Source organism: Gordonia sp. (in: high G+C Gram-positive bacteria), assembly GCF_052106715.1.
GTDB lineage: Bacteria > Actinomycetota > Actinomycetes > Mycobacteriales > Mycobacteriaceae > Gordonia.
In genome coordinates, this window is the sequence record NZ_JBQEDL010000044.1 from 1 (window position 1) to 24230 (window position 24230).

Genomic DNA, 24230 nt, shown 5'->3' on the forward strand with positions numbered 1-24230 from the left:
GGCGCAGATCTACGCATGGCGCAAGGGCATCAAGACGCTCTACTACATCCGCCTGCGCCAGATGGCACTCGAGGGTACTGAAGTGGAAGGCTGCGTCAGCTGCATGTTATGAGGTTGACTGCATCGATACCCAGACAGAACGGCGCGTCGCCCTTGGGCGTTGCGCCGTTCGTCGTCTCCGGCCCGTTGGTCGAGCTCCTGCCTGCCCCCCGGTTGGTCGAGCGGAATCGAGATCACGGCGCCTCGACGCGGCTCGGCCGCCGATGAGAACTACAGTGACCCGTATGAAAGCCGTTTTGTGCAGCCGAGGCCGATTGACCGTCGACCATGTTGCCGACCTGACGCCGGGACGAGGGCAACTGGTGCTGGAGGTGACGCGGACCGGGATCTGCGGATCTGATCTCCACGCACGTCATCACGCGGATGTCGTCGCCGAGGTCGCGGAGACCGCGGGGTACTCCCACATGATGCGATTCGACCAGCAGGTCGTGATGGGCCACGAGTTCGTCGGAACGGTCGCCGAGTATGGACCGGGCTGCCACAAGCGGTGGAAGCGGGGCACACGTGTCGTCGCGCTCCCGATGACCGGCGAAGACGACGGGCCACAGCTGATCGGATTGTCCGAGCGCGCGCCGGGCGCGTACGCCGAACGCGTCGTCGTCCAGGAATCGATGGCGATGACGGTCCCGGACAGCCTCTCCGACGACGAGGCGGCCCTCACTGAACCCATGGCGGTGGCCTGGCATGCGGTACGCCGGGGCGACCTCGGACGAGGTCAGGCCGCCGTGGTGATCGGCTGCGGACCCATCGGGCTCGCTGTCATCGCGATGTTGAAAGCATCCGGTGCGAAGAAGGTCGTGGCCAGCGACCTGTCGCCGCGACGTCGTGAGCTCGCGCGAGAGGTCGGTGCCGACATCGTGGTCGATCCTCGCGAGACTGATCCGTTCGACGCATACAGGCCCGGCCGTAACGAAGCGCGGTCGGTGTCCGACCTAGTCGGCCTCGCGTTGGGCACGATGGGGAAACTCCGCGCATTGCCCGGTCCGATTCCGTGGTGGCACGTGTTCCGGCTGGCCGAACGCCTGGGCGAGGTACCCGCCGGCCCCGCCGTATTCGAATGCGTCGGAGTTCCGGGCATGATCTCGCAACTCGTCGACACGGCGCCGCCGCGGTCCCGCATCGTGGTCGTCGGCGTGTGCATGGAGCAGGACTCCTTCATGCCCGCGATGGCGGGGAGCAAGGAGATCGACTTCCGGTTCGTGTTCGGTTACGACCCGGGCGAGTTCCACGAGACCCTGCAGATGATGGCGAGCGGCAAGGTCGACGTGAAGCCGCTGATCACCGGAACCGTCGGACTCGACGGTGTGGAGGCGGCGTTCGACGCGCTCGGTGATCCCGAGGTGCATGCGAAGATTCTCGTCGACCCGAGGAGTGCGAAGACCGAGGTCTGAGTTCTCAGCCCAACTGCCATGCGAACGCCGCCGCGATCGCGCCTGCACCGTTCGCGGCCCAGTGCAGAGCGATGCAGGGGAGGAGGCTCCCGGTCCGGATCCGGAGCCAGCCGAACACCGCTCCGGACGCTCCGGTGAACACGACCGCCCCGACCACGCCGAAGATCTGGCCTGCGAGTCCGGAGCCGACGACGTCGCCGATACCTTCGTTGCCTTCGGACAGTCCGATCGACGAGACGATATGCCACAGACCGAACAGGACGGCCTGCACGGTGATGGCGACGGCGACGGAGTGACGACGCAGCAGGGCGCCGGTCACGATCCCGCGGAACAGGAGTTCCTCTGGGATCACCGTCTGCAACGGGATCAACACCAACGCCGAGAACAGCGCCCACGAAAGGTCGCGGTAGGCGTCGTTGTGGAACAGTTCGCGCAGCGGGGGTACTGCGAGGGCGACGCCGATCGCCGACACCACGACGGCGACGATCGCTGCCGACCACCGGGCGCCCCGCGCCAGAGTTCCCGGGGACAAGCCCAGATCGGCGGTCCGCAGACCCGATCCGACGGCCAACGCGGCGGCGACGATCGCAGTGATCGTCACGATCCACCGCGACCACGTGTAGTGGGTGAAGTGCATCATCGTCTCCGCGGCGAAGACGGCGGCGATGAGCGTGATCAGCAAATGGTAATAGCGGACACGCCGACGGACGAGTTGTGATGCTGAGCGCGACGGACGAGGGAGCGTCACATCGTCCTCCTCGCGTCATTGCAGAGTGAGGCGATTCTATCGGCGTGTCGCTGCGCGCCACGCCGTTCGTCACCGAGACACACGATGTTGTGTTGCGTGGGGTCGTCGGCCCCAAGCGGTAGGGTTGAGCCGTTCGGATCGATCGCCATTTCTTCAACGCGAGGTGTCATGTCTGAGATCGCCCACAGTCCTGCAGAAGGTGCTCCGGTGAAGCTGGTGAGCCGGGTGTCGGCCATCAACTGGAACCGGGTGACCGACGACAAGGACGCCGAGGTCTGGGACCGTCTGACCGGAAACTTCTGGTTGCCGGAGAAGGTTCCGGTGTCGAACGACATCCCGTCCTGGGGCACGCTCACCGAGTACGAGAAGACCCTCACGATGCGGGTCTTCACCGGCCTCACGCTGCTCGACACGATCCAGGGCACCGTTGGCGCCATCGCGCTGATCCCGGACGCGGTCACCCCTCACGAAGAAGCGGTGATGACGAACATCGCGTTCATGGAGTCGGTACACGCCAAGAGCTACAGCTCGATCTTCTCCACTCTGTGCTCCACAAAGGAGATCGACGAGGCGTTCCGCTGGTCCGAAGAGAACGAGCATCTGCAGCGCAAAGCACAGATCATCATGGACTACTACCGCGGCGACGACCCGCTCAAGCGCAAGGTCGCCTCGACGCTGCTCGAGTCGTTCTTGTTCTACTCCGGCTTCTACCTGCCGATGTACTGGTCGTCGCGCGCCAAGCTGACGAACACCGCGGACATGATCCGACTGATCATCCGCGACGAGGCCGTTCACGGTTACTACATCGGTTACAAGTACCAGCGCGGGCTCGAGACACAGACGCCCGAGCGGCGCGCTGAACTCAAGGACTACACCTTCGAGCTGCTCTTCGAGCTGTACGACAACGAGACCGACTACACCGAGGGTCTCTACGACGAGGTCGGCCTGAGTGAGGACGTCAAGAAGTTCCTGCGCTACAACGCGAACAAGGCGCTGATGAACCTCGGCTACGAAGCGATGTTCCCAAAGGACGAGACCGCGGTGAACCCTGCGATCCTGTCGGCGCTCTCGCCGAACGCTGACGAGAATCACGACTTCTTCTCCGGCTCGGGCAGCTCGTACGTCATCGGCAAGGCCGTCAACACCGAAGACGACGACTGGGACTTCTGACCCTCATTCCGTCACTAACCTGCTGGTTGGTGTCACCAGGTGACACCAACCAGCAGGTTAAGGCGATTCTGGCATCAGGCCCTACGTCCGTCGCTTCAACTCCGCGTAGAACGTCGCCAGGTCGTCGAACGCCTCGGCCAACTGTGTGGCGGGAACACCGGACGCGCGCAGAGCCGTCCGCAACGCGGCGGGCTCCAGTTCGGTGAGGGCGTCGACAGCGGGAAACGGAGGAGGGGGCGGCAGTACGACGGTGTCGCCGTAGAAGTCCTCCGGCAGCGCATCGTCGGTCGACGCATCATCGGCTGCGGACTCCGGGCCGCCGCCGGCGGCAGCCAGCAGCGATGGCAGATCGGTGCCCATCACCTGCAATAACGTGGTGGGTCGACGGTCGATCTCCGCGGCCACCTCGAACGCGGTCGCCAACACGTGGATGCAGCGCGGGGCCTCGTCCGGGCAGGTACAACTCGACTCGACGTCGGCGGACTCGGTGGGGGCGATCAGGGAACCCAACCCGGCGGGCTGTTCGCCGCGCGCCAACGCGAGCAGATCATCTACCTCGCCGGTGGTCCGCAGCAGGCCGACGACGGTGTCGGCGTCGACGGATCGCGTCCGCACGATCACATCGAACGGATCGAGTTGGGAGCCTCGTACCGACGACGTGATCGTTCCCTCGCCGATCGACAGGTCGTCGACGTGTCGATCGCGGAAGTATCGTCGTGCGCCGGTGATATGCCGGTGGTCGGCCCCGGCTTCCACGACACAGACGAATGCTCGCGACCATCGGGTGATCCCGTACCCGCGGACCGGTGCGGCCTTGCGTCGGCGTCCGGTCATTCGCCGACCGCCTCGTCGCGTAACGCCAACAGATCGAACAGTGCATCGTCATCGAGGTCAGACAACCAGTTCTCACCGGTCTTCACCGTCAACTGCGACAGCTCTCGCTTCGCCGTCACCATCTCATCGATCCGCTCCTCCAACGTGCCGACACAGACGAACTTGCGAACTTGGACATTGCGTGACTGGCCGATTCGGTACGCGCGGTCGGTCGCCTGGTCTTCGACGGCCGGATTCCACCAGCGATCGGCGTGGATGACGTGGTTGGCGGCGACGAGGTTCAGCCCGGTGCCGCCTGCCTTCAGCGTCGCGAGCAGGACGGGCGGTCCGCCCTCTCCCTGGAATCGTTCGACTATCGCGTCGCGCTCGGTGCGTGAGCGGCCGCCGTGCAGCACCGGGACCTCGACTCCGAGAATCGGGGAGAGCCATTCCGTCAGCAGGTCCGCGAACGCCGCGAACTGCGTGAACACCAGCGCCTTGTCACCTTCGGCGATCAACGTCGTCAGCACGTCGACGAGCAGTTCCACTTTGCCGGACCGGTGGCGGCGCTTACGCATCAGCGGCGAACCGTCGCCGAGGTAGTGCGCCGGATGGTTGCAGATCTGTTTGAGTCGCGTGAGCGCGGCGAGGACGCTGCGGCGACGTTCACCCACTGGATTGCGCTCGGCGAGCGCTTCGTGCAGCTCGTTGAGCACGGCCTGGTAGAGGCCGGCCTGCTCGGTGGTGAGATTGGTTCGGACGATCAGTTCCGACTTGTCCGGCAGATCCGGCGCTACGTCGGGGTCGGTCTTGGTCCGCCGCAAGATGAACGGCCCGGTGAGTGCATTGAGACGACGTAGGGCATTCTGGTCGCGGTCGCGTTCGATGGGCTCGGCGAAACGGGATCGGAACGCGGACGCCGTCCCAAGCATTCCCGGATTCACCAGGTCGACGACGGCGCGCAAGTCTTCGAGCCGGTTCTCGACAGGGGTTCCCGTCAGGGCGATACGGAGGCGGGTGGGAATAGCGCGCAATGCCTTCGCGGCCGCGGTGTTCACGTTCTTGACGTGCTGGGCCTCGTCGACGACTAGTTCGCTCCACGGCAGTGTCGCCAGCTCGGGCCGGTCGCGAGCGAGCGTCGCGAACGTCGTCAACACGACATCGACGTCGCCGACCCGGATCGAGTCGACCGAGCGCCCGGCCCCGTGATGGACGACGACGCGCAGATCGGGGGCGAACGTCGCCACCTCGCGCTGCCAGTTGCCGATCACCGACATCGGGCACACCACGAGGGCAGGTGGCCGGTGCTGATCGTCGGCCCTCATCGTTGTGAGCAACGCGATGACCTGCACTGTCTTGCCGAGCCCCATATCGTCGGCGAGGACGGCGCCTGCCCCGAGTCCGCCGAGGGTGTGGAGCCAGTCGAGGCCGCGTTGTTGGTAGGGGCGTAGGTCTGCGTGCAGTGATGCCGGTGCTTGGACGGGGGTGGGGACGATGGCCCCGCCGCGCGCGACGTCGTCGAGCCACCCGAGGCCTTGAACAGACGAGACGGGTACCGGTAGCTGGTCGACAGGATCGGCGACCAGGTTCAACAGCTCGCCCATCGTCGGCGTGGCGTCCGGGCCGGATAGGGCCCGTTGGGCGGCGAGGAACGCGGCGGCCCGATGCAGCGCCGCTCCCTCGGCGCGCAGCCACCGGCCTCGCACCTTCACGAGATTTCCGTGCTGTTGCGCGAGCTCGTCGAGGTCGGACTGTGTGAGCTCCGGCGACCCTGGGGCGTCGCCGAGCGACAACCGCCACTCGAAGTCGGAGATCTCGTCGAGTCCGACGAAACCCGGGCGCGCACCACCGTCCGGGATCGCCTGCGACGCCCGCAGGGACAGACTCGGTGACACGGCTGCGATCGTGCGGGGGAGCAGCACCGTGATTCCGGCCTCGGAGATCGCCGCAGCCCCGTCCGTGAACAAGTCGTCGACGGCCGCCGTTTCGAGGAGGAAGTCGAGCGAGTGCGGATCGGTGTCGGCCCTCGCGAGGGGCCCGAAGGCGTGGACGGCCGTCGCGAGGTCTCCGGTGATCGCCTCAAGTTCATGGGGGTCGATCCGATGGGGCGCGACCGGCACCACGTCGCCGGTCGGCGTATGACGGCACACTTCGAGACGCCAGCGCTCGTCGCCGGGCGACGTCGGCTCGTCGGGCGGCTCGTGCAGGCGGAGCACCAGCGTCGCGGATTCGGGTCCAACGGTGGCCAGCCAGTCCGTCCACGCCCCGCGGGCGCCCGGCAGATCGGGGACGGGCGACGGCGCGTGCGCGGCGAGTCCGGCGACCAATGGCACCTGCGATCCGACCCGGTCGCCGATTCGGCGCCTGACCTCGTGGTCGATGAGTTCGTTCGCGAAATCGGTGATGGCCGACGAACCGCCGTTCTCGGCGACCGCAGCGGGCGCACTCCCGTGTGCGACCTGCAGCCATGCGCGCCATGCGCTCGTCGGCATCGGCAGCCACCGCACCTCGACCATGCCCGCGATCTCGACGGCTCCGGGTGCGACGGCACCCGCGTCGATCGCCGAACGCACGCCGGCGAGGAGATATCGGTAGAACGCGACGTCGCCGCCGGGCGTCAGGTGGTCGAATCGGTCGAGGAACGCCGCGGCGGTCGGCACTCCGACGGCGGTGGCGTGGACGTAGTCACGTGCTCCGGTCGCTGTCCGGAGTTCGATGGGATGACGCAGCCGTCGCCCGCCGATCAGATCGGTGAGCGCCGACGGAACGTCGACGACGTCGTCGAGGAGTGCGCCGGCGGCCGCCGACGTCTCGGTCGCGGGCCACACCGCCAGTCCGATGCCAGGGCGCCAGAGGACGCGCACGGGAGGAGCCTTCACGGGCACACCTTCATGAGCACAGTTGTACGCTGAGCCGCCGACAAGCTTGCTGCCGAATCGGCGGCTAGTCGCCGGAACTGCTGCTGTTCAGCGATTCCTTGAGGTCGTTGACGATCAGCCAACCGGCGGCGACGCCGGGGCGGCCGTACCAGACGTCGTCATTCACCGATAGCACGCGTTTCCAGGTGGGGGCGCCGAGGTTGAGCCATTCGTCCGAAAGGAGCACATCTTTGCCGCGGTCTTGACCTGCTTGCCCCGCATAGCTGACGTAGATGAGGTCGGCGTCCGCGTCGGCCACGTTCGCATCCGTCATCGGCACGGCGTCGGGAGTGCGCTGCGGCGCAGGCCTGGACACGCCGACAAGCGACATGACCTGCGCGCCGAACGACGACGTGCCTTCGATGAAGCTCTCGTCCGGGGTGAAGCGCACCAATGACACCTGACTGTGCGAGGCATCCATGACACGCCCGACGCGCGTCGCTTCGGCGATGAACTCGTCGACCCGCTGCTTTCCGGCCACGGACCTGTTGGTGGCCGAGGCAACGCCGAGCAGTGATGCCTTCCAGTCGGCGGACGGTTCGACGACGGCCGTGCGTGCCCCGTCGAGGGCGCCCGTCGCGGTCAGTGCGTCGAGGCTCCTCGTGGTGCCCGGCGTGGACAGCACCAGGTCGGGTGCGGCTTCCCGGACTGCCGCGGCGTCGGGTGTGTCGCCGATGGCCGGGACCGCGGCCAGCTGCGGCCCGAGATACGCGGGCACCGAACCGGGGGCGGCGGCGATAGCTCGGACCTGAGGTCCGAGGCCGAGCGCGCACAACCCGTCAAGCAGCGCCGGATCGGTGACGACGATCCGCGTCGCGTCGGTGCGGCCCGGGTCGACGGCGGTCGGCGCAAGGCAGGTGCGGGAGAAGTCGCGGCCCGCTCCTACGATGTTGACTTCGGCGAACCTGGTGGTCGTCGTGGAGATCACCGATCCATCAGGGGTACGGAGCACACCGTCGTCGCTGCCGCACGCGGACAGTCCGACAGCGAGAACTGTGGCCCCCGCCAGGGTGGCGGCAGCGGTACTCATGCGACCGCGTGCGAGTCGTCGAGGGAAGTGGTGCACGCGACCACGCTAGCACCGGTGCGCTGCACGTCGACCGGGCCGCGAACACGCGAGTACGACAGTTCGTAGGACCCACTCGGAATCGTGGGCGACTCTGGTCTACGATCGGTAATGCAGCGCGCTGTCTTCGGTCGGCGCCACAGCAGTAGACGGACGAGAGGTCCAGTGCCGCCGACCGGGACAACGGGACGCAACGGTGCTCACGAGGAGGAATCAGTGACCGCGGTAGAACAGCCGACGACCCGGGTGGAGGCCGAGCGCCCCTATCCGGAGCGTTACCAGCCCAAGGGCTCTTTCTTCTACAAGCTCATCACGACTACCGACCACAAGCTGATCGGTCAGATGTACATCGTCACCTGTTTCGCCTTCTTCCTCGTCGGCGGTCTGATGGCGCTTCTGATGCGTGCCGAGCTCGCTCATCCGGGACTTCAGTTCCTGTCGAATGAGCAGTTCAACCAGCTGTTCACGATGCACGGCACCGTGATGCTGCTGATGTACGCGACGCCGATCGTCATCGGCTTCGCCAACTTCGTTCTGCCACTTCAGATCGGTTCGCCCGACGTGGCGTTCCCGCGCCTGAACTCGCTCGGCTACTGGTTGTTCCTGTTCGGCAACCTCGTCGCCCTCGGCGGCTTCCTCACCCCGGGCGGTGCGGCCGACTTCGGTTGGACGGCATACACGCCGCTCACCGATATGGTGCACGCGCCGGGCCTCGGCGCCGACCTGTGGATCATGGGTCTGGGTGTGGCCGGCCTCGGCACCATCCTCGGTGCGGTCAACATGATCACCACCGTCGTGTGCTTGCGCGCACCGGGTATGACCATGTTCCGCATGCCGATCTTCACCTGGAACATCCTCGTCACGAGCGTCCTGATTCTGCTGATCTTCCCGCTGCTGACCGCCGCGCTCATGGGTCTCGAGGTGGATCGCCAGTTCGGCGCCCACCTGTACGACCCAGCCAACGGCGGTGTGATCCTGTGGCAGCACCTCTTCTGGTTCTTCGGTCACCCCGAGGTCTACGTGATCGCAATCCCGTTCTTCGGCATCGTGTCCGAAGTGTTCCCGGTCTTCTCGCGTAAGCCGATCTTCGGCTACTCGGGCCTCGTGTATGCGACCCTCGCGATCGCCGCACTGTCGGTGGCCGTCTGGGCGCACCACATGTACGTGACCGGCTCGGTTCTGCTCCCGTTCTTCTCGTTCATGACGTTCCTCATCGCGATCCCGACCGGTGTGAAGTTCTTCAACTGGATCGGAACCATGTGGAAGGGTCGAATAACGTTCGAGACTCCGATGTTGTTCTCGATCGGCTTCATCGTGACGTTCCTCTTCGGTGGTCTGACGGGCGTTCTGCTCGCCGCCCCGCCGATCGACTTCCACGTCTCGGACACGTACTTCGTCGTCGCGCACTTCCACTACGTCCTGTTCGGCACCATCGTGTTCGCTACCTATGCGGGCATCTACTTCTGGTTCCCGAAGATGACCGGACGCCTGCTCGACGAGACGCTCGGCAAATGGCACTTCTGGCTGACCTTCATCGGCTTCCACCTGACGTTCCTGGTCCAGCACTGGCTGGGCAACGAGGGCATGCCGCGTCGTTACGCCGACTACCTGCCGTCGGACGGCTTCACCACGTTGAACCTCGTGTCGACGATCGGTGCGCTGGTACTCGGCATTTCGACGCTGCCGTTCCTCTGGAACGTCTTCAAGAGCTACCGCTACGGCGAGGTCGTCACAGTCGACGACCCGTGGGGTTTCGGCAACTCGCTCGAGTGGGCCACCAGCTGCCCGCCGCCGCGTCACAACTTCACCGAGCTGCCGCGTATCCGTTCGGAGCGCCCGGCATTCGAGCTGCACTACCCGCACATGGTGGAGCGCATACGCGCTGAGGCCCACGTCGGCTGGGGCAGTGAGAAGCACGAAGTGCACTGACGCTGTAGTCGCAGGAAGGCCCGTCCGAGTTCGCTCGGGCGGGCCTTTCTCGTTGCGGTGCCTGTCCCGGTTCGCGCCGGACGCGGTCCGGGCCCCATAATTCAAGGGTGGAAACAGTGGACTCCAAACGCACCATCCTCATCACTGTCAGCGGCCCGGACAAGTCGGGAGTCACCTCGTCGTTGATGGGGGCGCTCGCCGGTGTAGGCGTCGACCTCCTCGACGTGGAGCAGGTGGTGATTCACAATCATCTGACGCTCGGCGTCCTCGTGTCGACGACGGGTTCGGCGGCCGCCGTCCTCGATGCGGTCGACCTGCCCATGCATTCGCGCGGCATGTCCGTGGAACTCGCGGTCGATGCGACGAGCCACGGCCACCGACCGTCGACGCACGCGATCGTGATCCTCGGCAGTCCGGTGTCGGCGGAGTCGTTCCAAGCCGTCGCCGCCGAGGTTGCGGGCTGCGGCGGCAACATCGACTCGATCCGCGGCGTGGCCGACTACCCGTTGACTGGTCTGGAACTACTGGTGACCGTCGGTGAGGACGCGTCGACGGATACGGCTCTGCGCGCAGGCCTCGTGACGGTCGCGGCACGATTCCCCATCGACGTCGCCGTCGATCGCGGTGGGCTCGCGCGCCGTGCGAAACGCGTCATCGTGTTCGACGTCGACTCGACCCTCATTCAGGGCGAGGTCATCGAGATGCTTGCCGCCTCTGCAGGGCGGGAGGCGGAGGTCGCGGCGGTGACCGAGGCCGCGATGCGCGGCGAACTCGACTTCGCCGAGTCCCTGCACGAGCGGGTCAGGGCCTTGCAAGGGCTCGACGAATCGGTGATCGACCAGGTCGCGGCGTCCCTGGAGTTGACTGCCGGCGCGCGGACGACCATCCGAACCCTGCACCGCCTCGGCTACCACTGCGGCGTGGTGTCTGGAGGGTTCCGCCAAGTGATCGATCCGCTCGCCCGTGAACTCGAACTCGACTTCGTCCGCGCCAACACCCTCGAGATCGTCGACGGGACGCTGACCGGACGCGTCGTCGGCGACGTGATCGACCGACCGGGTAAGGCGCGGGCCCTGCGTGCGTTCGCCGATCAGGTCGGTGTCCCGATGGGGCAGACGATTGCGGTCGGCGACGGTGCCAACGACATCGACATGTTGGCGGCGGCCGGCCTAGGTATCGCCTTCAACGCGAAGCCCGCCCTCCGCGAGGTCGCCGATACGACCCTCGACCATCCATTCCTCGATGCCGTCTTGTTCATGTTGGGCGTCACGCGCGACGAGATCGAAGCTGCGGACATCGAGGACGGCACCCTTCGCCGGGTGCCGTTGGAGACGTAGGTCCGTGTTCGTCGACTCGTACGACCGGCTCGTCGGCTACGCCGGCGGCGGCGAGGATCCAGAGGAGCCCGCGGACGTCCTCGCGATGCAGATGGTGTTGGAGATCGAGAAGACCTATCCGCCGAGCAGGCACGGTCTGCTCGTCGCTGCGGCCCGTGCGGCCGTGCTGCTCTGTCTCGACGGCAGGGGAGCGGAGGACGGACCGTGGGCGCCCGGTCTGGATGCGTGGTGCGATGCGCGGATCCGCAAGATCGCGCGGCGAGCACGTGGCAAGCAGTGGCGCGACGTCCAGGGCCTGTGGGGTGTGACTGCCGAGCACGACGGCTGCCGCGTCCGCGCGTTCGTCCCCGGACGTGTGGGCGACGTCGATCAGCGGATTCGCAAGCTGCAGATCGGCGGGACCGACGTCGACGGCGATCTGCCGGTCGACGATCCGACGGGTGACTCCGACGGGCTGTGCTTGTGGCTCGCGCCGAGCCTGGAGATGTCGGTCGGTAAGGCTGCCGCCCAGGTCGGCCATGCGTCGATGCTCGGCGTCGCACTGTTCACTCTCGAGGAGGCCGAGTCGTGGTACAGTGCGGGCTGTCCGCTGGACGTCCGTCTCGCCGACACCGCCCGCTGGTCGGCGCTGCGTGCCGCTGCCGATATCGGCGCTGCCGCCGCAGTCCGCGACGCAGGTTTTACCGAAGTCGCACCCGGATCCATGACCGTTGTCGCCGAGCGAGCGTCCGTTTAGTCAGTGGCCGCGTTGCGCATATCTCACTGCTAGCCGCCTTGCGGCGCCAAATGCTTGACGGTGCCGAGCAACACGTCGCGGTCGCCCGCGAGAGGCGCCAGGATCAACTCGTCTGCGCGTGCATGGCCCGCGAACCAGGCCAGCTGCTCACGCACCTCGTCGGGGGTCCCGACGGCGGCGTACCGGAGCATCTCCTTCACCTGTGCGCCGGGAGGAGCGTCGAGCAACATCTCGGCCTCGTCGTCGGTGAGGTTGCGACCCTGATTGAACAGGTGCTTGATCCGCCCGACCTTGGCCTTGTGGAATTCGGATGCGGCCCGCTGCGCATCGTCGTCGGCGATCACGGCGGCGGCCGCCATCACGTAGGGCTCGGATTCGCCGCCGTCCGGTAGCGGCGACGGGCGGAAGTCGCGGAGGTAGATGTCGACGGCCTGTTCGAGGGCTTGCGGCGCGAAATGCGACGCGAACGCGTAGGGGAGTCCGGTCGCCGCCGCCAACTGCGCGCCGAACAGCGACGACCCGAGGATGTACAGCGGGACGTCGGATCCTTTGCCCGGGGTGGCTTGCACTCCCTCGACGCCCGTGCCGGAGAAGTAGCGGAGTAGCTCGACGACGTCCTGCGGAAAGTGCTCGGACGCTGCCGGCGAGCGTCGCAGTGCGTGGAACACGGCTTGGTTGCCCCCGGGCGCGCGTCCCAGACCGAGGTCGATGCGGCCGGGATGCAGTTCGGCGAGAGTGCCGTACTGCTCGGCGATCGCGAGCGGCGAGTGGTTGGGCAGCATCACACCGCCCGCGCCGAGTCGGATCCGCGACGTGTGCGCGGCGATGTGGGCGATCAGGACGGCGGGCGCCGACGACGCGATCGTCGGCATGTTGTGGTGTTCGGCGTACCAGATCCGCTCGTATCCGTGGCCGTCGGCATACGTCGCCAGTTCGGTTGAGTACCGCAGCGATTCGGCGACGGTCTCACCGTCGCCGACCTGGGCGAGGTCGAGCAGCGAGAGCGGAATCGAGGCGACGGGAGAGGCAGCGAGGGCGGGAGAATGCGAATCGGTCACACCGCGTTTCAGCGAAATATCTCACTCGTTTATTCCCCTGCCGCGCAGCCGACGGTCCATCCGGCACCATGGACGTTGTGACCGAAACCATCGCTGATCCCGATCTCCTCATCGAATTCCACGATGTCTCGCTGGTGCGCGGCGGTACGACTCTCGTCGGACCCGTCGACTGGCGGGTCGAACTCGACGAACGGTGGGTGATCATCGGGCCGAACGGTGCCGGTAAGACGTCATTGCTGCGGATGGCGGCGGCTCTCGACCACCCGACACGCGGCGAGGCGTTCGTCGTCGGCGAGCGACTCGGACGGACCGATGTCCGCGAACTGTCGACCCGTATCGGGTTGGTGAGTTCGGCCTTCGCTGGGCGGGTCCCGGCCGACGAGAAGGTCTCGGACCTGGTGATCTCGGCGGGTTACGCAGTTCTCGGGCGGTGGCGCGAGGAGTACGACCCGATGGACCGTGCGCAGGCCGCCGACATCTTGGAGTCGATGGGTGCCGAGCACCTCGCGGACCGCACGTTCGGCACGTTGAGTGAGGGCGAACGCAAAAGGGTGCTGATTGCGCGCGGTCTGATGACGGACCCGGAACTACTTCTACTCGACGAGCCTGCGGCCGGACTCGATCTCGGCGGTCGTGAGGAACTCGTGGATCGACTAGGAAGCCTTGCGGCCGACCCGGATTCGCCCGCGATGGTGCTGATCACCCACCATGTCGAGGAGATCCCGCCGGGCTTCACCAACGTGTTGATGCTGTCCGAGGGCGGTGTCGTCGCGCAGGGTGCAATCGACGACACGTTGACGGCCGAGAACCTGTCCGCGACGTTCCGGCAGAACATCGTCCTCAACTACGACGACGGCCGCTATTTCGCGCGTCGGGCACGCCGTGCGGGTGGACACCGTCGGGCCTGACTCGACGTGTCGGTTAGTGTCGATTAATCGAACGGTGATCAGAGGAGAACGTGGTGGCTGAATCCAGTGGGGTCCCCGTGCGGGACGCGTCCACCGTCGTGCTCGTGCGTGATGGAGCCGATGAGATCGAAGTGTTCTTGCAGCGCCGGGTCAAGCAGATGGCGTTCGCGGGCGGCATGACCGTGTTTCCCGGCGGCGGGGTGGACCCACGCGACCGTGACGCCGACATCCGCTGGGTGGGCCCCGAGGTCGACTTCTGGGCTGAGGTGTTCTCCACCGATGAGGCGTCCGCTCGCGCGCTCGTGTGCGCCGCGGTTCGCGAGACGTTCGAGGAGTGCGGTGTCCTTCTCGCCGGGACGGCGGACACCGTGCATGACGACCCTGCGTCGCTGTTCTCCGAGCGGGCGCGACTGGAGGCCAAGGAGATCTCGCTCGGCGAGTTCCTCACCGCCCAGGGGCTTGTGCTGCGCGCCGACCTGCTTCGGCCGCTCGCACACTGGATCACTCCGGAGAACGAGAGTCGCCGGTACGACACGCGCTTCTTCCTCGCGTCGATGCCCGAGAGCCAGGAGGCCGACGGCGAGACCAGCGAAGCCGCTGAAACGAAGTGGATGTCGGCGGCCGCGGCGATCGACGATTGGGACGCGGGAAAGCACTTCCTGCTTCCGCCCACGTGGACTCAGTTGCGGTACATCGCGTCGTTCACGAATGTCGCCGACCTGCTCGCCGCGCAGCGAGACATCACCGCGATCCAGCCGGCGGTCGGTGACGGTTCCGGTGTGGCCGGACTTCGGTTCGCGGACTCGGACAGCTATCTCGAGGCCCTCTCGGACGGTCGTGTGCAGAGGGACTTCTCGCTGTAGCGCGGGTCCGGTCAGGTCGGTAGTTGCGCTATCGGCGTGTCCGCGTACTTCGAGACCAGATCGAGGACGCGTTGGTAATGGGCGGATCGTCGGTTGACGATCGAGGTGTGGGTCTCGCCGTCCAGAAGACTCAGGTAGCCCTTGCCGCCTGCTTTGTCGAGTGCTGCGACATACCGGATCGAGTTGTGCGGCAGCACGAGTGAATCGTCCTTGCCGTGGGCTGCTGCCACCGGTATCGCCGGATCGAGGTTCTGGATCGGGTCGACGGCCGAGTACCGAGCCGGCACCGTATGTGGCTCGCCGCCGAGAGCCGCCACGATCCGGTCGTCGCCGTCCTTGACGGCCTGCACCATGTCTAGCGGGCCCGCCAGGGATACGACGCGTTTGGGTCGGAAAGCAGGCCGCGCGCCCACCTCGCTGGGGTCGAGCTCGTGGCGGGTGCCGCCCCACACGGCGAGTTGCGCACCGGCGGAGTGTCCGACGACGACTTCGTCGCCCGTGGTGATCTCGGGGTGAGCGGTGTCGAGGTCCACCACATAGTCGAGGGCTCGGGCCACATCGAGGAAGGTCGCGGGCCAACCGCCGCCTGCGCCGACGCGACGGTACTCGATGTTGTAGACGGCCATTCCGCGCGCCGCGAGGTCGCCTGCGAGGCCGTCGAAGATCTCGGCGCCGAGTGGCATCTTCCACGCACCGCCGTGGACCAGGACGACGAGCGGCACGGTGTCGACGGCGAGATCGCCTGCGGGAAGGTAGAAGTCGGCCCAGTTCTGGTCGGGATCAGCGCCGGGACCGGTGTAGTACTGCACTCGGCTCTTCGTGACACCGTCGGGGACGGCCGCAGGGTGATCCGACGACGTGGTGGCCGGATCGTGGCCGGAGTCGGTCGCCGAGCAGCCCCCGAGCACGAGTGTGATCGCGGCGACGGTGCTGGTGAGGGCGAACAGGGGTCGGCGCATCCGCGATCTTCCTCTCGTGGCTTCCGAGCTCCAGACGCGTCGATATTACCGGTTGTCCCGACTGTCGCGGTCATCCCATTCCAGAAGGGTGTCGAGGCGGTACGCGACATCGTCGATCTTCCCGTGCAGGTCGCCGAGCCGGGCGAGGCGGTCGGGCACAGTGGCGACCGTGAAGTCGTCGGGTTCGACGTCGTCGATCTCGTCCCATGTGATCGGAGTCGACACCGTCGCGCGCGGTGTGGCCCGAACGGAATAGGCGGCAGCCATGGTGTGGTCGCGGGCGTTCTGGTTGAAGTCGACGAACACCGATGACGGATCGCGATCCTTGCGCCACCACGCGACGGTGGCTTCGCCGGCAGCGCGTCGCGATACCTCGGCGCCGAAGGCGTGCGCGGCGCGACGGACGTCGGCGAAGCCCCACTCGGGTTCGATCCGCACATAGATATGGAGGCCGTGGCCGCCGGACGTCTTCGGGTAGCCGACGATACCGAGTTCATCGAGGACCTCGTGAACGACGTGCGCCGTTCGCCGGACACGAGGGAAATCGCAGTCGGGCATCGGGTCGAGGTCGATCCGCCACTCGTCGGGATATTCGATGCCGGGGGAGCGGGGACGGCCTGTTGAGGGCGGATGAGGGTCCGCGCGCCGAGAGTTCCACGGGTGGAACTCGACGGTCGCCATCTGGACGGCCCACAGCATGGCTGCCGGTTCGGTGACGCACAATTCGTGCACGGTTCGGGAGTACCGCGGAAAGTACACATCGACCGTCTCAATCCAGTCGGGAGCGCCCGCGGGCAGCTTCTTCTGGTGGACCTTCTTGTCTGCCGTGCCTTTCGGGAATCTGTGCAGCATGCACGGGCGGAAGCGCAACGCTCGCGTGATCGGTTCGCCGACGGCCTGGTAGTAACGGGCCAGATCGAGTTTGGTGAGTCCGGTCTCTGGGAAGTAGACGCGGTCGGGGCTGGTCACTCGGACCGTTCGCGTCTGCCCGTCGGTCCCGGGGACTAGCAACTCAACTGCATCAGCGCCCATGAGGTAACAGTAGTGCGCTCATGTCCCGCTGATGAGGACTGATTGAGGATCCGATCCTACTAACCGGTAGCCTGCGTGCATGGCTGAGTTCGTGACTCTGGAGACATCGCCGGATCATCCCGGCGTCGGGACGATCCGTTTGAACCGTCCGCCGATGAATGCGTTGAACCGTCAGGTTCAGACCGAGCTGTCGGCAGCCGCCGATGAAGCGTCGATGCGCGACGACATCAAGGCGGTCATCGTCTACGGCGGACCGAAGGTGCTCGCTGCGGGCGCCGACATCAAGGAGATGAACGAGATGTCGTTCGCCGACATGTCGAAGGTCGCCGGCCGCCTGCAGGACGGTATCGGCGCGATCGCGACCATCCCGAAGCCGACAGTCGCCGCGATCACCGGATACGCACTCGGCGGAGGCCTCGAACTTGCACTCGGCGCCGACCGCCGGATCGCTGGCGACAACGCCAAGCTCGGCGTCCCGGAGACTTTGCTCGGCGTGATTCCCGGCGGAGGTGGAACCCAGCGGCTCGCGCGACTGATCGGACCGTCGCGCGCTAAGGACATGATCTTCACCGGGCGCTTCGTCGGCGCCGAGGAGGCACTGCAGATCGGTCTCGTCGACCAGGTGGTTGCGCCCGACGACGTCTACGACGCCGCGCTCGCGTGGGCCGACCAGTTCGCGAACGCGGCATCGGTCGCGCTCGCCGCGGGGAAGGCCGCCGTCGACGCCGGACTCGACACCGATCTGGCGACCGGCCTCAAGATCGAAGCGCAACTGTTCGCATCGCTGTTCGCGACCGACGATCGCACGATCGGCATGGAGTCGTTCGTCGCGAATGGTCCCGGCAAGGCGAAGTTCACCGGAAAGTAGGACGACGATGACCACGATCGACAACAACAACGACCCGGCGCCGAATCCGCACGCCACCGCCGAGCAGGTCGAGGCCGCGCTCAAGGACACCAAGCTCGCGCAGGTCCTTTACCACGACTGGGAGGCCGAGACCTACGACGAGAAGTGGTCGATCTCGTTCGACGAGCGCTGCATTGACTACGCGCGCGGTCGCTTGGACCTCATCCTTCCCGACGCCGACCTGCCGTTCGGACGCGCCATGGAGCTCGGGTGCGGCACCGGCTTCTTCCTGCTGAACCTCATGCAGTCCGGTGTCGCCGACAAGGGCTCGGTCACCGACCTGTCGCCGGGCATGGTGAAGGTCGCGCTGCGCAACGCCGAGAACCTCGGGCTCGACGTCGACGGCCGTGTCGCCGACGCCGAGAGCATCCCGTACGACGACGACACCTTCGACCTCGTCGTCGGACACGCTGTGCTGCACCACATTCCGGATGTCGAGAAGTCGCTGCGGGAGGTGCTGCGCGTCCTCAAGCCGGGTGGACGCTTCGTGTTCGCCGGTGAGCCCTCGACCTACGGCGACTTCTACGCACGCTGGATGAGCCGCGCCACCTGGTGGGCCACCACGAACATCACCAAGTTCGGCCCGCTCAAGGCGTGGCGTCGCCCGCAGGAAGAGCTCGACGAGAGCTCGCGTGCTGCCGCTCTCGAGGCCGTGGTCGACATCCACACCTTCTCGCCGGAGGACCTCGAGCGGCTGGCCTCCAGCGCCGGCGCCGTCGACGTTCGTTCGTCGAGCGAGGAATTGGCTGCCGCGATGCTCGGTTGGCCGGTTCGTACGTTCGAGGCCGCCGTGCCGCCGGAGAAGCTCGGCTGGGGATGGGCGCGATTCGCGTTCGGCGGTTGGAAGCGCATGACGTGGTTCGACGACAACGTGCTCCGCAAGATCGTCCCGCCAGAGTTCTTCTACAACGTGCTGATCACCGGAGTGAAGCCGGAGAAGTAGCAGCCTGAGCCGTCGCACCGCAGCTTCGGATGTCGGTGCGCAGCCTCAATGCGTCTACGCATGCTCAGCGGAGGCTGCTAAGACGCAATCAGGCTGCGAATGCGGATATGAGGCTGCGACAGCAGATCTCAGGCTGCACCGGTCGGCCAGACAGCGTGCGTCTAGCCGCGTATACCCGGTCGGCAGAGGAATGCGGTGCCGTTGCGACCGATTCGCGTCAGGATGAGCGCCATCGGCGACGACCCCTTCAACTTGAGTCGGCGTCGTAGGCGGTCGGGGTCGATGTCGAGACCGCGGACCAGGATCTCCACCCTGCCGCAGTCGTGGGCCGCGAGAGCGCTGCGAAGGGCCCGTTCGGTGACGCCGATCTGGTCGACGACCGCGAAGCCTCGGACGCCCGCGGGAACGGCGTCGCCGGTCAGGTACGCGATCTGCGGGTCGAGCTGTCGCAGAGCGTGCCGGTGCGCGTAGTGGCGCACGAGTCCGGCGCGCACCACCGCGCCGTCGGGGTCGACGATCCACTCGCCGACACCGGGGTCGTCGATGTCGTCCGGATCGTCAGAGGACAGTTCGTCGGCGTGCACGGTCCCGTCTGCTCCGGTCCGCAGCACCGTGGCGCGGCGAGCGGGCAGGTCGTCGGCCTCGGTCCACAGAGCGGCTTCGCGGACCCCGCCGTCCAACGACGTCACCTGGACCGCTGCCTCGACGCCGAACCGGTCCCGCAGCATCTGGTAGTCCAGGCCGGGGGAGCACTTCACCACCATCGGCCGTCCGGCGTACACCGACAGCAGTTCTAGGAGCGGCGGATCGAGCTCGTCGAGCCGGAAGGTGCGACCGCGCGCGGTCCGGCGCGCGGGGTCGGCGATCACGATGTCGGCGCGCGAGCACGGGGTGAGCGCATCGGCGCGCATCAGTTGCACGCCGCGTCGGTCGTGCAGATTGTGGGTGGCCATCGCGAGGCGGATCGGGTCGATGTCGCTGCCGATCACGCCGCCGAGGCCGTCAGAGGCCGCGAGCGCGAGCATCTCGGCACCGATGGAGCACGTCACATCGTGAACGACCGCTCCGGGATGCCGGTCGGCGAGCTCGTCGGCGCGATGTGTTGCTACCGCGGACGGCGTCGACTGCTGAAGAGCCGTGTCGGTCAACAGCAGCGTGTCGGGGTCGTCGAGCTTTCCGACGGCGCGCCTGCGCGTCCGCACCGTTTCGACGAGCGCGGCCTCGTGCGGCGCGTACTTTCGACGCAGGGTCGGAACGTCTTTCAACAACGACGTGTCGGTCAACGGGAGTGCTGCGGCGTCGGCGAGTGCGGCGGTGCCCCGCTCGGAGGTCAGGAACATGATGTCGTCGACACCGAACTCATACGCCACGACGTCAGGGTCTGCGATCGAAGAAGTAGAGGGTTCCACTGGTGGCGGCCACGACGAGTTGGCCCGTGGCCGACACTGCGACGCCCGTCGAGAAGCCGGAGGCGTCGGGCAGCGGCAGCGACCGCTTGGTCTGACCGGACTTCGTGTCGAACTCGGTGAGCACCAGTTGCTCGTCGGGGCCGTCGCGGACCACCGACCATGCGGTGCCCGCTGCGGTCTGGGCTCCGACGCCTGCCAACTGGACGTCGTCCCGCCGCGCGACTTCGGTGGCGTGGTCGCCGTCGTCGTGCAGGATCGTCAGAGGCGAACCGACGCGGCCCGACGGGACCAGGGTGCCATCCGGTGACACCGACAGGGTCGCGAAGCCCGAGCCGTCGAGCTGATGCGACCAGCGGACCTCTCCATTGGCGGCATCCACCGCATACAGCTTGCCGTCGCGTCCGAACGCGTAGACGGTGCGCCCGTCCGCCGACAGTGAGGCAGGTCCGGTCATGCCGCCGCCCAGATCGGCTGTCCACAACGGGGCGATCCGCTCGTCACCGTCAGCGTCAGCGTAGGTCAGGGCGGTGAGCTGGGAGTTCTTTGCTCCCTGCGGGAATACATTGAGGAAGGCGCGACTGGTTCCGACGTCGACGGCGGGCGGTGCGGCGATCGCGCACTCGGGTCCACCCGCCGGGCACTGTGCGACGCCTGCGGTCGGGTCGGACTCCGTCGGCCGCGGTCGGTACCGCTTCTGTGGTGCCGCCAATTCGCCGGTCTGGGTGTCCACCAGCAGCACTTGTCCGCCGGTCGTGGCGACGAGAAGACGGCCGGGCCCGGCCGACTTCGCGGAGAGGCCGAGACCCGCGGTCGGCAGTCGCCACCGGATCGCGCCACCGCTGCTGTAGGCGACGAACAGTCCGGCCTTGCCGATGTACGGCTGCCCGAGGTTGTCGTAGAAGGCGGTGTTGAGCGCTGATTCGGTCCCGAGCCTTCTGCAGAAGTTCTTACGACCAGAACGCTGGTCGAGGACTTGGAAATCGCATCCGGACGGTGCCTGCGATGTGCTCGCTACGTCCCCGCCGCTGTTGATCGCGACCTGGGCCAGGACACGGCCTCCCGCCGGACGGGTCCACGAGAGACGAAGGTCGTCCGGGACACCCGCGTACGTGAAGTTGGCGTTGGATCCGCTTCCGCCGAACGACGACCACCCCGCCGAGGGCTGGGCCCGGAGTTCGTGGTGGCCGTCCGAGCAGGCGGAGGCGAGGACGGCCAGAACTGCCGTCAATACTACGAAGACCAGGCCTGAGCTGCGTCGTCGGCGAACTGCCTGGGTCATCGTGCTCCTGATGTCGGTGGACGGGGTTCGCGGACGACTCTATCGTGTCGCCGAGACCTGATTCCGCAGGCCGGGCACGGTCCATTAGGGTTTGTCGTCATGACCACGATGTGGAACGCGTCCTACCGTTCGCGGCGACGCGCCGGCCGGGCTCGGGATCCCGAACAGGCACGATTCCTGACGCTCGCGTCGTTGCGGTGGATCAAGCGCAATCGCGCCTGGACGCTCTGGTACCTCGTCCGCTACTACCGGTTGGCCAAGTTTCGCCTCAGCAACCCGCACGTGGTGCTGCGCGGCATGGTGTTCCTCGGCAAGAACGTCGAGATCCACGCGACTCCGGAGCTCGCACGGCTGGAGATCGGGCGGTGGGTCCATATCGGCGACGGGAACGCGATCCGCTGCCACGAGGGAAGTCTGCGGATTGGCGACAAGGTGGTCTTCGGCTGCAACAACGTCGTCAACTCGTACCTCGACATCGAGATCGGCGGGTCCACTCTGGTCGCCGACTGGTGCTACATCGTCGACTTCGACCACGTCACCGACAACATCGATCTTCCGATCAAGGACCAGGGCATCGTCAAGGGGCCGGTGCGAATCGGGCCGGACACCTGGTTGGCGGCGAAGGTGACGGTGCTGCGCGACACTATCGCCGGACGCGGCTGCGTCCTCGGGGCGCATGCGGTGGTCCGCGGTGAGTTCGACGACTACTCGATCGTCGTCGGCGCACCCGCGCGTGCGGTCAAGAACCGTCTCGCTGTGTGGGAGGCAGGCGCAGAGAAGCGCGCCGAGATCGAGCGCGCTCTCGCGGACATCGAGCGGAAGAAGGCAGCGGGCAGCGAGAACGCTGTCGGCGAGTAGGACGCAGATCGACGGCGTCTGGTCGAGACCGCTATTCGTCGGCAGTCGGCTGCTGGGGTTCGGTCGTGGCTTCGGACCCGGCCCCGGTATCGGGCTCGACGGGCGACGGGCCGGTGGCGGGCGCGGATGGCGCGGTCGTGGTGGCAGTCCAGCGGCCGTCCTGTGTGCTGACGACGGTGACAGTTCCGTCGGGCGCCGTCACTTCTAGGTCGTCGGTGCCCGGGATCCATCGGACGTCGCTACCCGCCGGGAAATCGGATCGGTAGACGACATCGGTGGTGTCGGCGTCACAGATGGTGACCTGCGAGCCGTCGTGGTAGTACGCATAAGCGCCCGATGCAGTGGATGTCCCACCTGCGGGAAGCTCCGGTTTCTGCGACGTCGGTGCAGGGTCGGCCGACCCTGGCGTGGTCGGGGTCGTAGGCGTGCTCGGATCAGCGGAATCAGGCGGGGGGGTCGATTCGGGCGACTGAGCCTTGTCGGACGGTCGTGTGGATGTGGACGAGTCTGGTGCGCCGGATGGGCTGGCCGCTGCACGTTTCGCTGCGGGGGTGTTCGGGGTCGCGCACGCCGGGCCCAGCGCAATCAGGGGATATCTAACAGTCTGGGACGCGCTTGGCGTCGAGGTCCAGTTACCGACTTTTGTGACGACCTGAACCGAAAAGGTCCTTCCGAGTAGGCCGCCGATGAGGCTACCGAGGAGTCCGGCATCGATCTGCAGGCTCGCGCTGCTCTGGGTCGTCGGCCCCACTTGACCAAGAACAGTCGTGTCGGACACTACCGAATAACTGAATATCGACCCTCTCTGGTCTGCCGGGACGGGCCACGAGAGGGTCACACGTGGATTGAGCACGCTTCCGGTGTCCGCACATGTGAGGCTCGCAGGCGCTTTGACCTCGACCGCCGTCAGCGAACCCGCCGCCGTCGCCTGCTGAGGAGGCAGTGCCGCCTGCGCATCACTCGAGGAGTGCAGCCCCGATGCGGCGACCACGACTACCGACGCGGCAGCGGTGCCGGTGAGTAGTCGCTGTGCCGTCGTCGACCGACGCCAGCCGTTTGCCGGTGCGAACGCCACGGCCAGCAGGAACAGTGCTGCGAGCGCCTGCAGCACCAGTGTGTACGGATTCCGCAGCCACGAGGCGACGTACCCGAGGAGCGGTACGGATCCATAGACGCGGTTGCCTTCGGTCACCACATACGCATCATGGTCGGGCGCGTCGTTTCCGTCGCCGCGCATTGTCAATGTCACCGAGTTTCCGGCGACGCCGTCGATGGAGACCACGCGATGGGTCACTCGCACGCCGTCATCTCGAATCACTCCGACGACGTCTCCCGGCCGCAGGTCGGTCGCGGGAACTGTCTTGCTGATCCCGAGAGACCCGGTCGGAATCGTCGGCGCCATTGAGCCTGTCTCGAAGATTACCGGCCGGACACCGACGGCTAGGGCGATCAACGTCGAGACGATGCAGACGACGCCGACCACTGCGCCGACGGTCAGGACCAAGTCGGCGATGCGGCCCCGTCGACCGTCTGCATGGGTGCTCATACGCTTGTCGCATCGAAGGTGAATAGGACGGTCCCGGATGTTCCGGCGACCGTCTGGGGGACGCCTGTGGCAGGCATTGCCAGTTGGACGCACAGGGTCTCGGCTCCCGCTCCCGTGGAGAGGGGGCCGCGGTTTCCAGAGACTAGAACAGGACTGACCGTGATCGGTTGCGCTGAGACGAGCGGCGTACCGGTGCACGTGCTGTTCGCCGTCATTCTGAGGGTCATCCCACGGCCGAGTGCGCTGGTACTCGACACGCTGACGCTGTACCGGAATGCGGTGGCACCGGTGTTCTGTACG

Annotated in this window: 20 protein-coding genes and 1 pseudogene; 11 read left to right on the forward strand and 10 right to left on the reverse strand. The window is 66.7% G+C overall.

Features of this window, described 5'->3' with window-relative positions:
* Both ACTIMF_RS16885 and ACTIMF_RS16890 read left to right on the forward strand, forming a co-directional pair.
* A pseudogene (locus tag ACTIMF_RS16885) lies at nt 1-112 on the forward strand (ribonucleoside-diphosphate reductase); the annotation flags it as partial.
* A 172-nt stretch (nt 113-284) separates the two neighbouring features.
* Nucleotides 285-1451, forward strand: a complete 1167-nt coding sequence (locus tag ACTIMF_RS16890; protein ID WP_442351444.1) for a zinc-binding dehydrogenase — start codon at nt 285-287, stop codon at nt 1449-1451.
* A gap of 4 nt (nt 1452-1455) precedes the next feature.
* On the opposite strand, the gene ACTIMF_RS16895 is transcribed toward ACTIMF_RS16890, so the two are convergent.
* Nucleotides 1456-2199 carry a CPBP family intramembrane glutamic endopeptidase gene (locus ACTIMF_RS16895; RefSeq protein WP_442351445.1) on the reverse strand — a complete coding sequence of 248 codons (744 nt, stop codon included), beginning with the start codon at nt 2197-2199 and terminating at the stop codon, nt 1456-1458.
* 168 nt (nt 2200-2367) lie between these two features.
* Here ACTIMF_RS16895 and nrdF point away from each other — a divergent pair, with 168 nt between their 5' ends.
* Nucleotides 2368-3369: a class 1b ribonucleoside-diphosphate reductase subunit beta gene (gene nrdF / locus ACTIMF_RS16900; protein WP_442351446.1), complete on the forward strand. Its 1002-nt coding sequence runs from the start codon at nt 2368-2370 to the stop codon at nt 3367-3369.
* Between the two features lie 81 nt (nt 3370-3450).
* On the opposite strand, the gene ACTIMF_RS16905 is transcribed toward nrdF, so the two are convergent.
* The 3 genes from ACTIMF_RS16905 to ACTIMF_RS16915 all read right to left on the reverse strand — a co-directional run bounded on the left by ACTIMF_RS16905 (nt 3451) and on the right by ACTIMF_RS16915 (nt 8130).
* Nucleotides 3451-4203 (reverse strand): SWIM zinc finger family protein, encoded by a 753-nt coding sequence (locus tag ACTIMF_RS16905; RefSeq protein ID WP_442351447.1) that lies wholly within the window; start codon nt 4201-4203, stop codon nt 3451-3453.
* Nucleotides 4200-7061 carry a DEAD/DEAH box helicase gene (locus ACTIMF_RS16910; RefSeq protein ID WP_442351448.1) on the reverse strand — a complete coding sequence of 954 codons (2862 nt, stop codon included), beginning with the start codon at nt 7059-7061 and terminating at the stop codon, nt 4200-4202. The genes ACTIMF_RS16905 and ACTIMF_RS16910 overlap by 4 nt, the downstream gene beginning before the upstream one ends.
* Before the next feature lie 64 nt (nt 7062-7125).
* On the reverse strand, nt 7126-8130 hold the full coding sequence (locus ACTIMF_RS16915) for an ABC transporter substrate-binding protein (protein ID WP_442351449.1): 1005 nt from the start codon (nt 8128-8130) through the stop codon (nt 7126-7128).
* 252 nt (nt 8131-8382) lie between these two features.
* Here ACTIMF_RS16915 and ctaD point away from each other — a divergent pair, with 252 nt between their 5' ends.
* The 3 genes from ctaD (at nt 8383) to ACTIMF_RS16930 (ending at nt 12168) form a co-directional block, all read left to right on the forward strand.
* Nucleotides 8383-10095 carry an aa3-type cytochrome oxidase subunit I gene (ctaD, locus tag ACTIMF_RS16920; RefSeq protein WP_442351450.1) on the forward strand — a complete coding sequence of 571 codons (1713 nt, stop codon included), beginning with the start codon at nt 8383-8385 and terminating at the stop codon, nt 10093-10095.
* A gap of 116 nt (nt 10096-10211) precedes the next feature.
* Complete coding sequence (serB, locus tag ACTIMF_RS16925) at nt 10212-11432, forward strand: phosphoserine phosphatase SerB (RefSeq protein ID WP_442351463.1); 1221 nt, start codon at nt 10212-10214, stop codon at nt 11430-11432.
* A gap of 4 nt (nt 11433-11436) precedes the next feature.
* The gene (locus ACTIMF_RS16930) at nt 11437-12168 is read left to right on the forward strand and encodes a peptidyl-tRNA hydrolase (RefSeq protein WP_442351451.1); all 732 of its coding nucleotides are present in this window, start codon (nt 11437-11439) and stop codon (nt 12166-12168) included.
* Between the two features lie 29 nt (nt 12169-12197).
* Here ACTIMF_RS16930 and ACTIMF_RS16935 read toward each other — a convergent pair whose 3' ends face one another.
* On the reverse strand, nt 12198-13226 hold the full coding sequence (locus ACTIMF_RS16935; protein ID WP_442351452.1) for an LLM class flavin-dependent oxidoreductase: 1029 nt from the start codon (nt 13224-13226) through the stop codon (nt 12198-12200).
* A gap of 68 nt (nt 13227-13294) precedes the next feature.
* Between ACTIMF_RS16935 and ACTIMF_RS16940 the strand changes: the two genes are divergently transcribed.
* Together ACTIMF_RS16940 and ACTIMF_RS16945 are read left to right on the forward strand one after the other, a co-directional pair.
* Entirely contained in the window at nt 13295-14134 is an 840-nt protein-coding gene (locus ACTIMF_RS16940) for an ABC transporter ATP-binding protein (RefSeq protein ID WP_442351453.1), read from the forward strand.
* A gap of 50 nt (nt 14135-14184) precedes the next feature.
* Nucleotides 14185-14997, forward strand: coding sequence for an NUDIX hydrolase (locus ACTIMF_RS16945; protein ID WP_442351454.1), 813 nt, complete (start codon nt 14185-14187; stop codon nt 14995-14997).
* An 11-nt stretch (nt 14998-15008) separates the two neighbouring features.
* On the opposite strand, the gene ACTIMF_RS16950 is transcribed toward ACTIMF_RS16945, so the two are convergent.
* Together ACTIMF_RS16950 and ACTIMF_RS16955 are read right to left on the reverse strand one after the other, a co-directional pair.
* Nucleotides 15009-15956, reverse strand: a complete 948-nt coding sequence (locus ACTIMF_RS16950; RefSeq protein ID WP_442351455.1) for an alpha/beta hydrolase family protein — start codon at nt 15954-15956, stop codon at nt 15009-15011.
* A 45-nt stretch (nt 15957-16001) separates the two neighbouring features.
* Nucleotides 16002-16988: a DNA polymerase domain-containing protein gene (locus ACTIMF_RS16955; RefSeq protein WP_442351456.1), complete on the reverse strand. Its 987-nt coding sequence runs from the start codon at nt 16986-16988 to the stop codon at nt 16002-16004.
* Nucleotides 16989-17067: 79 nt separating this feature from the next.
* On the opposite strand from ACTIMF_RS16955, the gene ACTIMF_RS16960 reads away from it, so the two are divergent.
* Both ACTIMF_RS16960 and ACTIMF_RS16965 read left to right on the forward strand, forming a co-directional pair.
* Nucleotides 17068-17856 carry an enoyl-CoA hydratase/isomerase family protein gene (locus ACTIMF_RS16960; RefSeq protein WP_442351457.1) on the forward strand — a complete coding sequence of 263 codons (789 nt, stop codon included), beginning with the start codon at nt 17068-17070 and terminating at the stop codon, nt 17854-17856.
* Nucleotides 17857-17863: 7 nt separating this feature from the next.
* A complete protein-coding gene (locus ACTIMF_RS16965) occupies nt 17864-18838 on the forward strand; it encodes a methyltransferase domain-containing protein (protein ID WP_442351458.1) in 975 nt (324 codons plus the stop codon).
* 161 nt (nt 18839-18999) lie between these two features.
* Here the strand turns inward: ACTIMF_RS16965 and ACTIMF_RS16970 are convergent, their stop codons facing one another.
* Nucleotides 19000-20208 carry a THUMP-like domain-containing protein gene (locus ACTIMF_RS16970; protein ID WP_442351459.1) on the reverse strand — a complete coding sequence of 403 codons (1209 nt, stop codon included), beginning with the start codon at nt 20206-20208 and terminating at the stop codon, nt 19000-19002.
* A gap of 4 nt (nt 20209-20212) precedes the next feature.
* The gene (locus ACTIMF_RS16975; protein WP_442351460.1) at nt 20213-21526 is read right to left on the reverse strand and encodes an outer membrane protein assembly factor BamB family protein; all 1314 of its coding nucleotides are present in this window, start codon (nt 21524-21526) and stop codon (nt 20213-20215) included.
* Between the two features lie 99 nt (nt 21527-21625).
* On the opposite strand from ACTIMF_RS16975, the gene ACTIMF_RS16980 reads away from it, so the two are divergent.
* Nucleotides 21626-22384 (forward strand): acyltransferase, encoded by a 759-nt coding sequence (locus ACTIMF_RS16980; RefSeq protein WP_442351461.1) that lies wholly within the window; start codon nt 21626-21628, stop codon nt 22382-22384.
* Between the two features lie 31 nt (nt 22385-22415).
* Here ACTIMF_RS16980 and ACTIMF_RS16985 read toward each other — a convergent pair whose 3' ends face one another.
* Nucleotides 22416-23930 carry a signal peptidase I gene (locus ACTIMF_RS16985; protein WP_442351462.1) on the reverse strand — a complete coding sequence of 505 codons (1515 nt, stop codon included), beginning with the start codon at nt 23928-23930 and terminating at the stop codon, nt 22416-22418.
* Nucleotides 23931-24230: the final 300 nt, after the last annotated feature.

Excerpts from the sequence above, each read along its gene's own strand:
- ACTIMF_RS16980 (WP_442351461.1), top strand. The coding sequence starts at position 21,626 with ATGACCACGATGTGGAACGCGTCCTACCGTTCGCGGCGACGCGCCGGC.
- nrdF (WP_442351446.1), top strand. The coding sequence starts at position 2,368 with ATGTCTGAGATCGCCCACAGTCCTGCAGAAGGTGCTCCGGTGAAGCTG.
- ACTIMF_RS16905 (WP_442351447.1), bottom strand. The coding sequence starts at position 4,203 with ATGACCGGACGCCGACGCAAGGCCGCACCGGTCCGCGGGTACGGGATC.
- ACTIMF_RS16915 (WP_442351449.1), bottom strand. The coding sequence starts at position 8,130 with ATGAGTACCGCTGCCGCCACCCTGGCGGGGGCCACAGTTCTCGCTGTC.
- ACTIMF_RS16960 (WP_442351457.1), top strand. The coding sequence starts at position 17,068 with ATGGCTGAGTTCGTGACTCTGGAGACATCGCCGGATCATCCCGGCGTC.
- ACTIMF_RS16940 (WP_442351453.1), top strand. The coding sequence starts at position 13,295 with ATGGACGTTGTGACCGAAACCATCGCTGATCCCGATCTCCTCATCGAA.
- ACTIMF_RS16965 (WP_442351458.1), top strand. The coding sequence starts at position 17,864 with ATGACCACGATCGACAACAACAACGACCCGGCGCCGAATCCGCACGCC.
- ACTIMF_RS16955 (WP_442351456.1), bottom strand. The coding sequence starts at position 16,988 with ATGGGCGCTGATGCAGTTGAGTTGCTAGTCCCCGGGACCGACGGGCAG.
- ACTIMF_RS16985 (WP_442351462.1), bottom strand. The coding sequence starts at position 23,930 with ATGAGCACCCATGCAGACGGTCGACGGGGCCGCATCGCCGACTTGGTC.
- ACTIMF_RS16975 (WP_442351460.1), bottom strand. The coding sequence starts at position 21,526 with ATGACCCAGGCAGTTCGCCGACGACGCAGCTCAGGCCTGGTCTTCGTA.
- ACTIMF_RS16890 (WP_442351444.1), top strand. The coding sequence starts at position 285 with ATGAAAGCCGTTTTGTGCAGCCGAGGCCGATTGACCGTCGACCATGTT.
- ACTIMF_RS16950 (WP_442351455.1), bottom strand. The coding sequence starts at position 15,956 with ATGCGCCGACCCCTGTTCGCCCTCACCAGCACCGTCGCCGCGATCACA.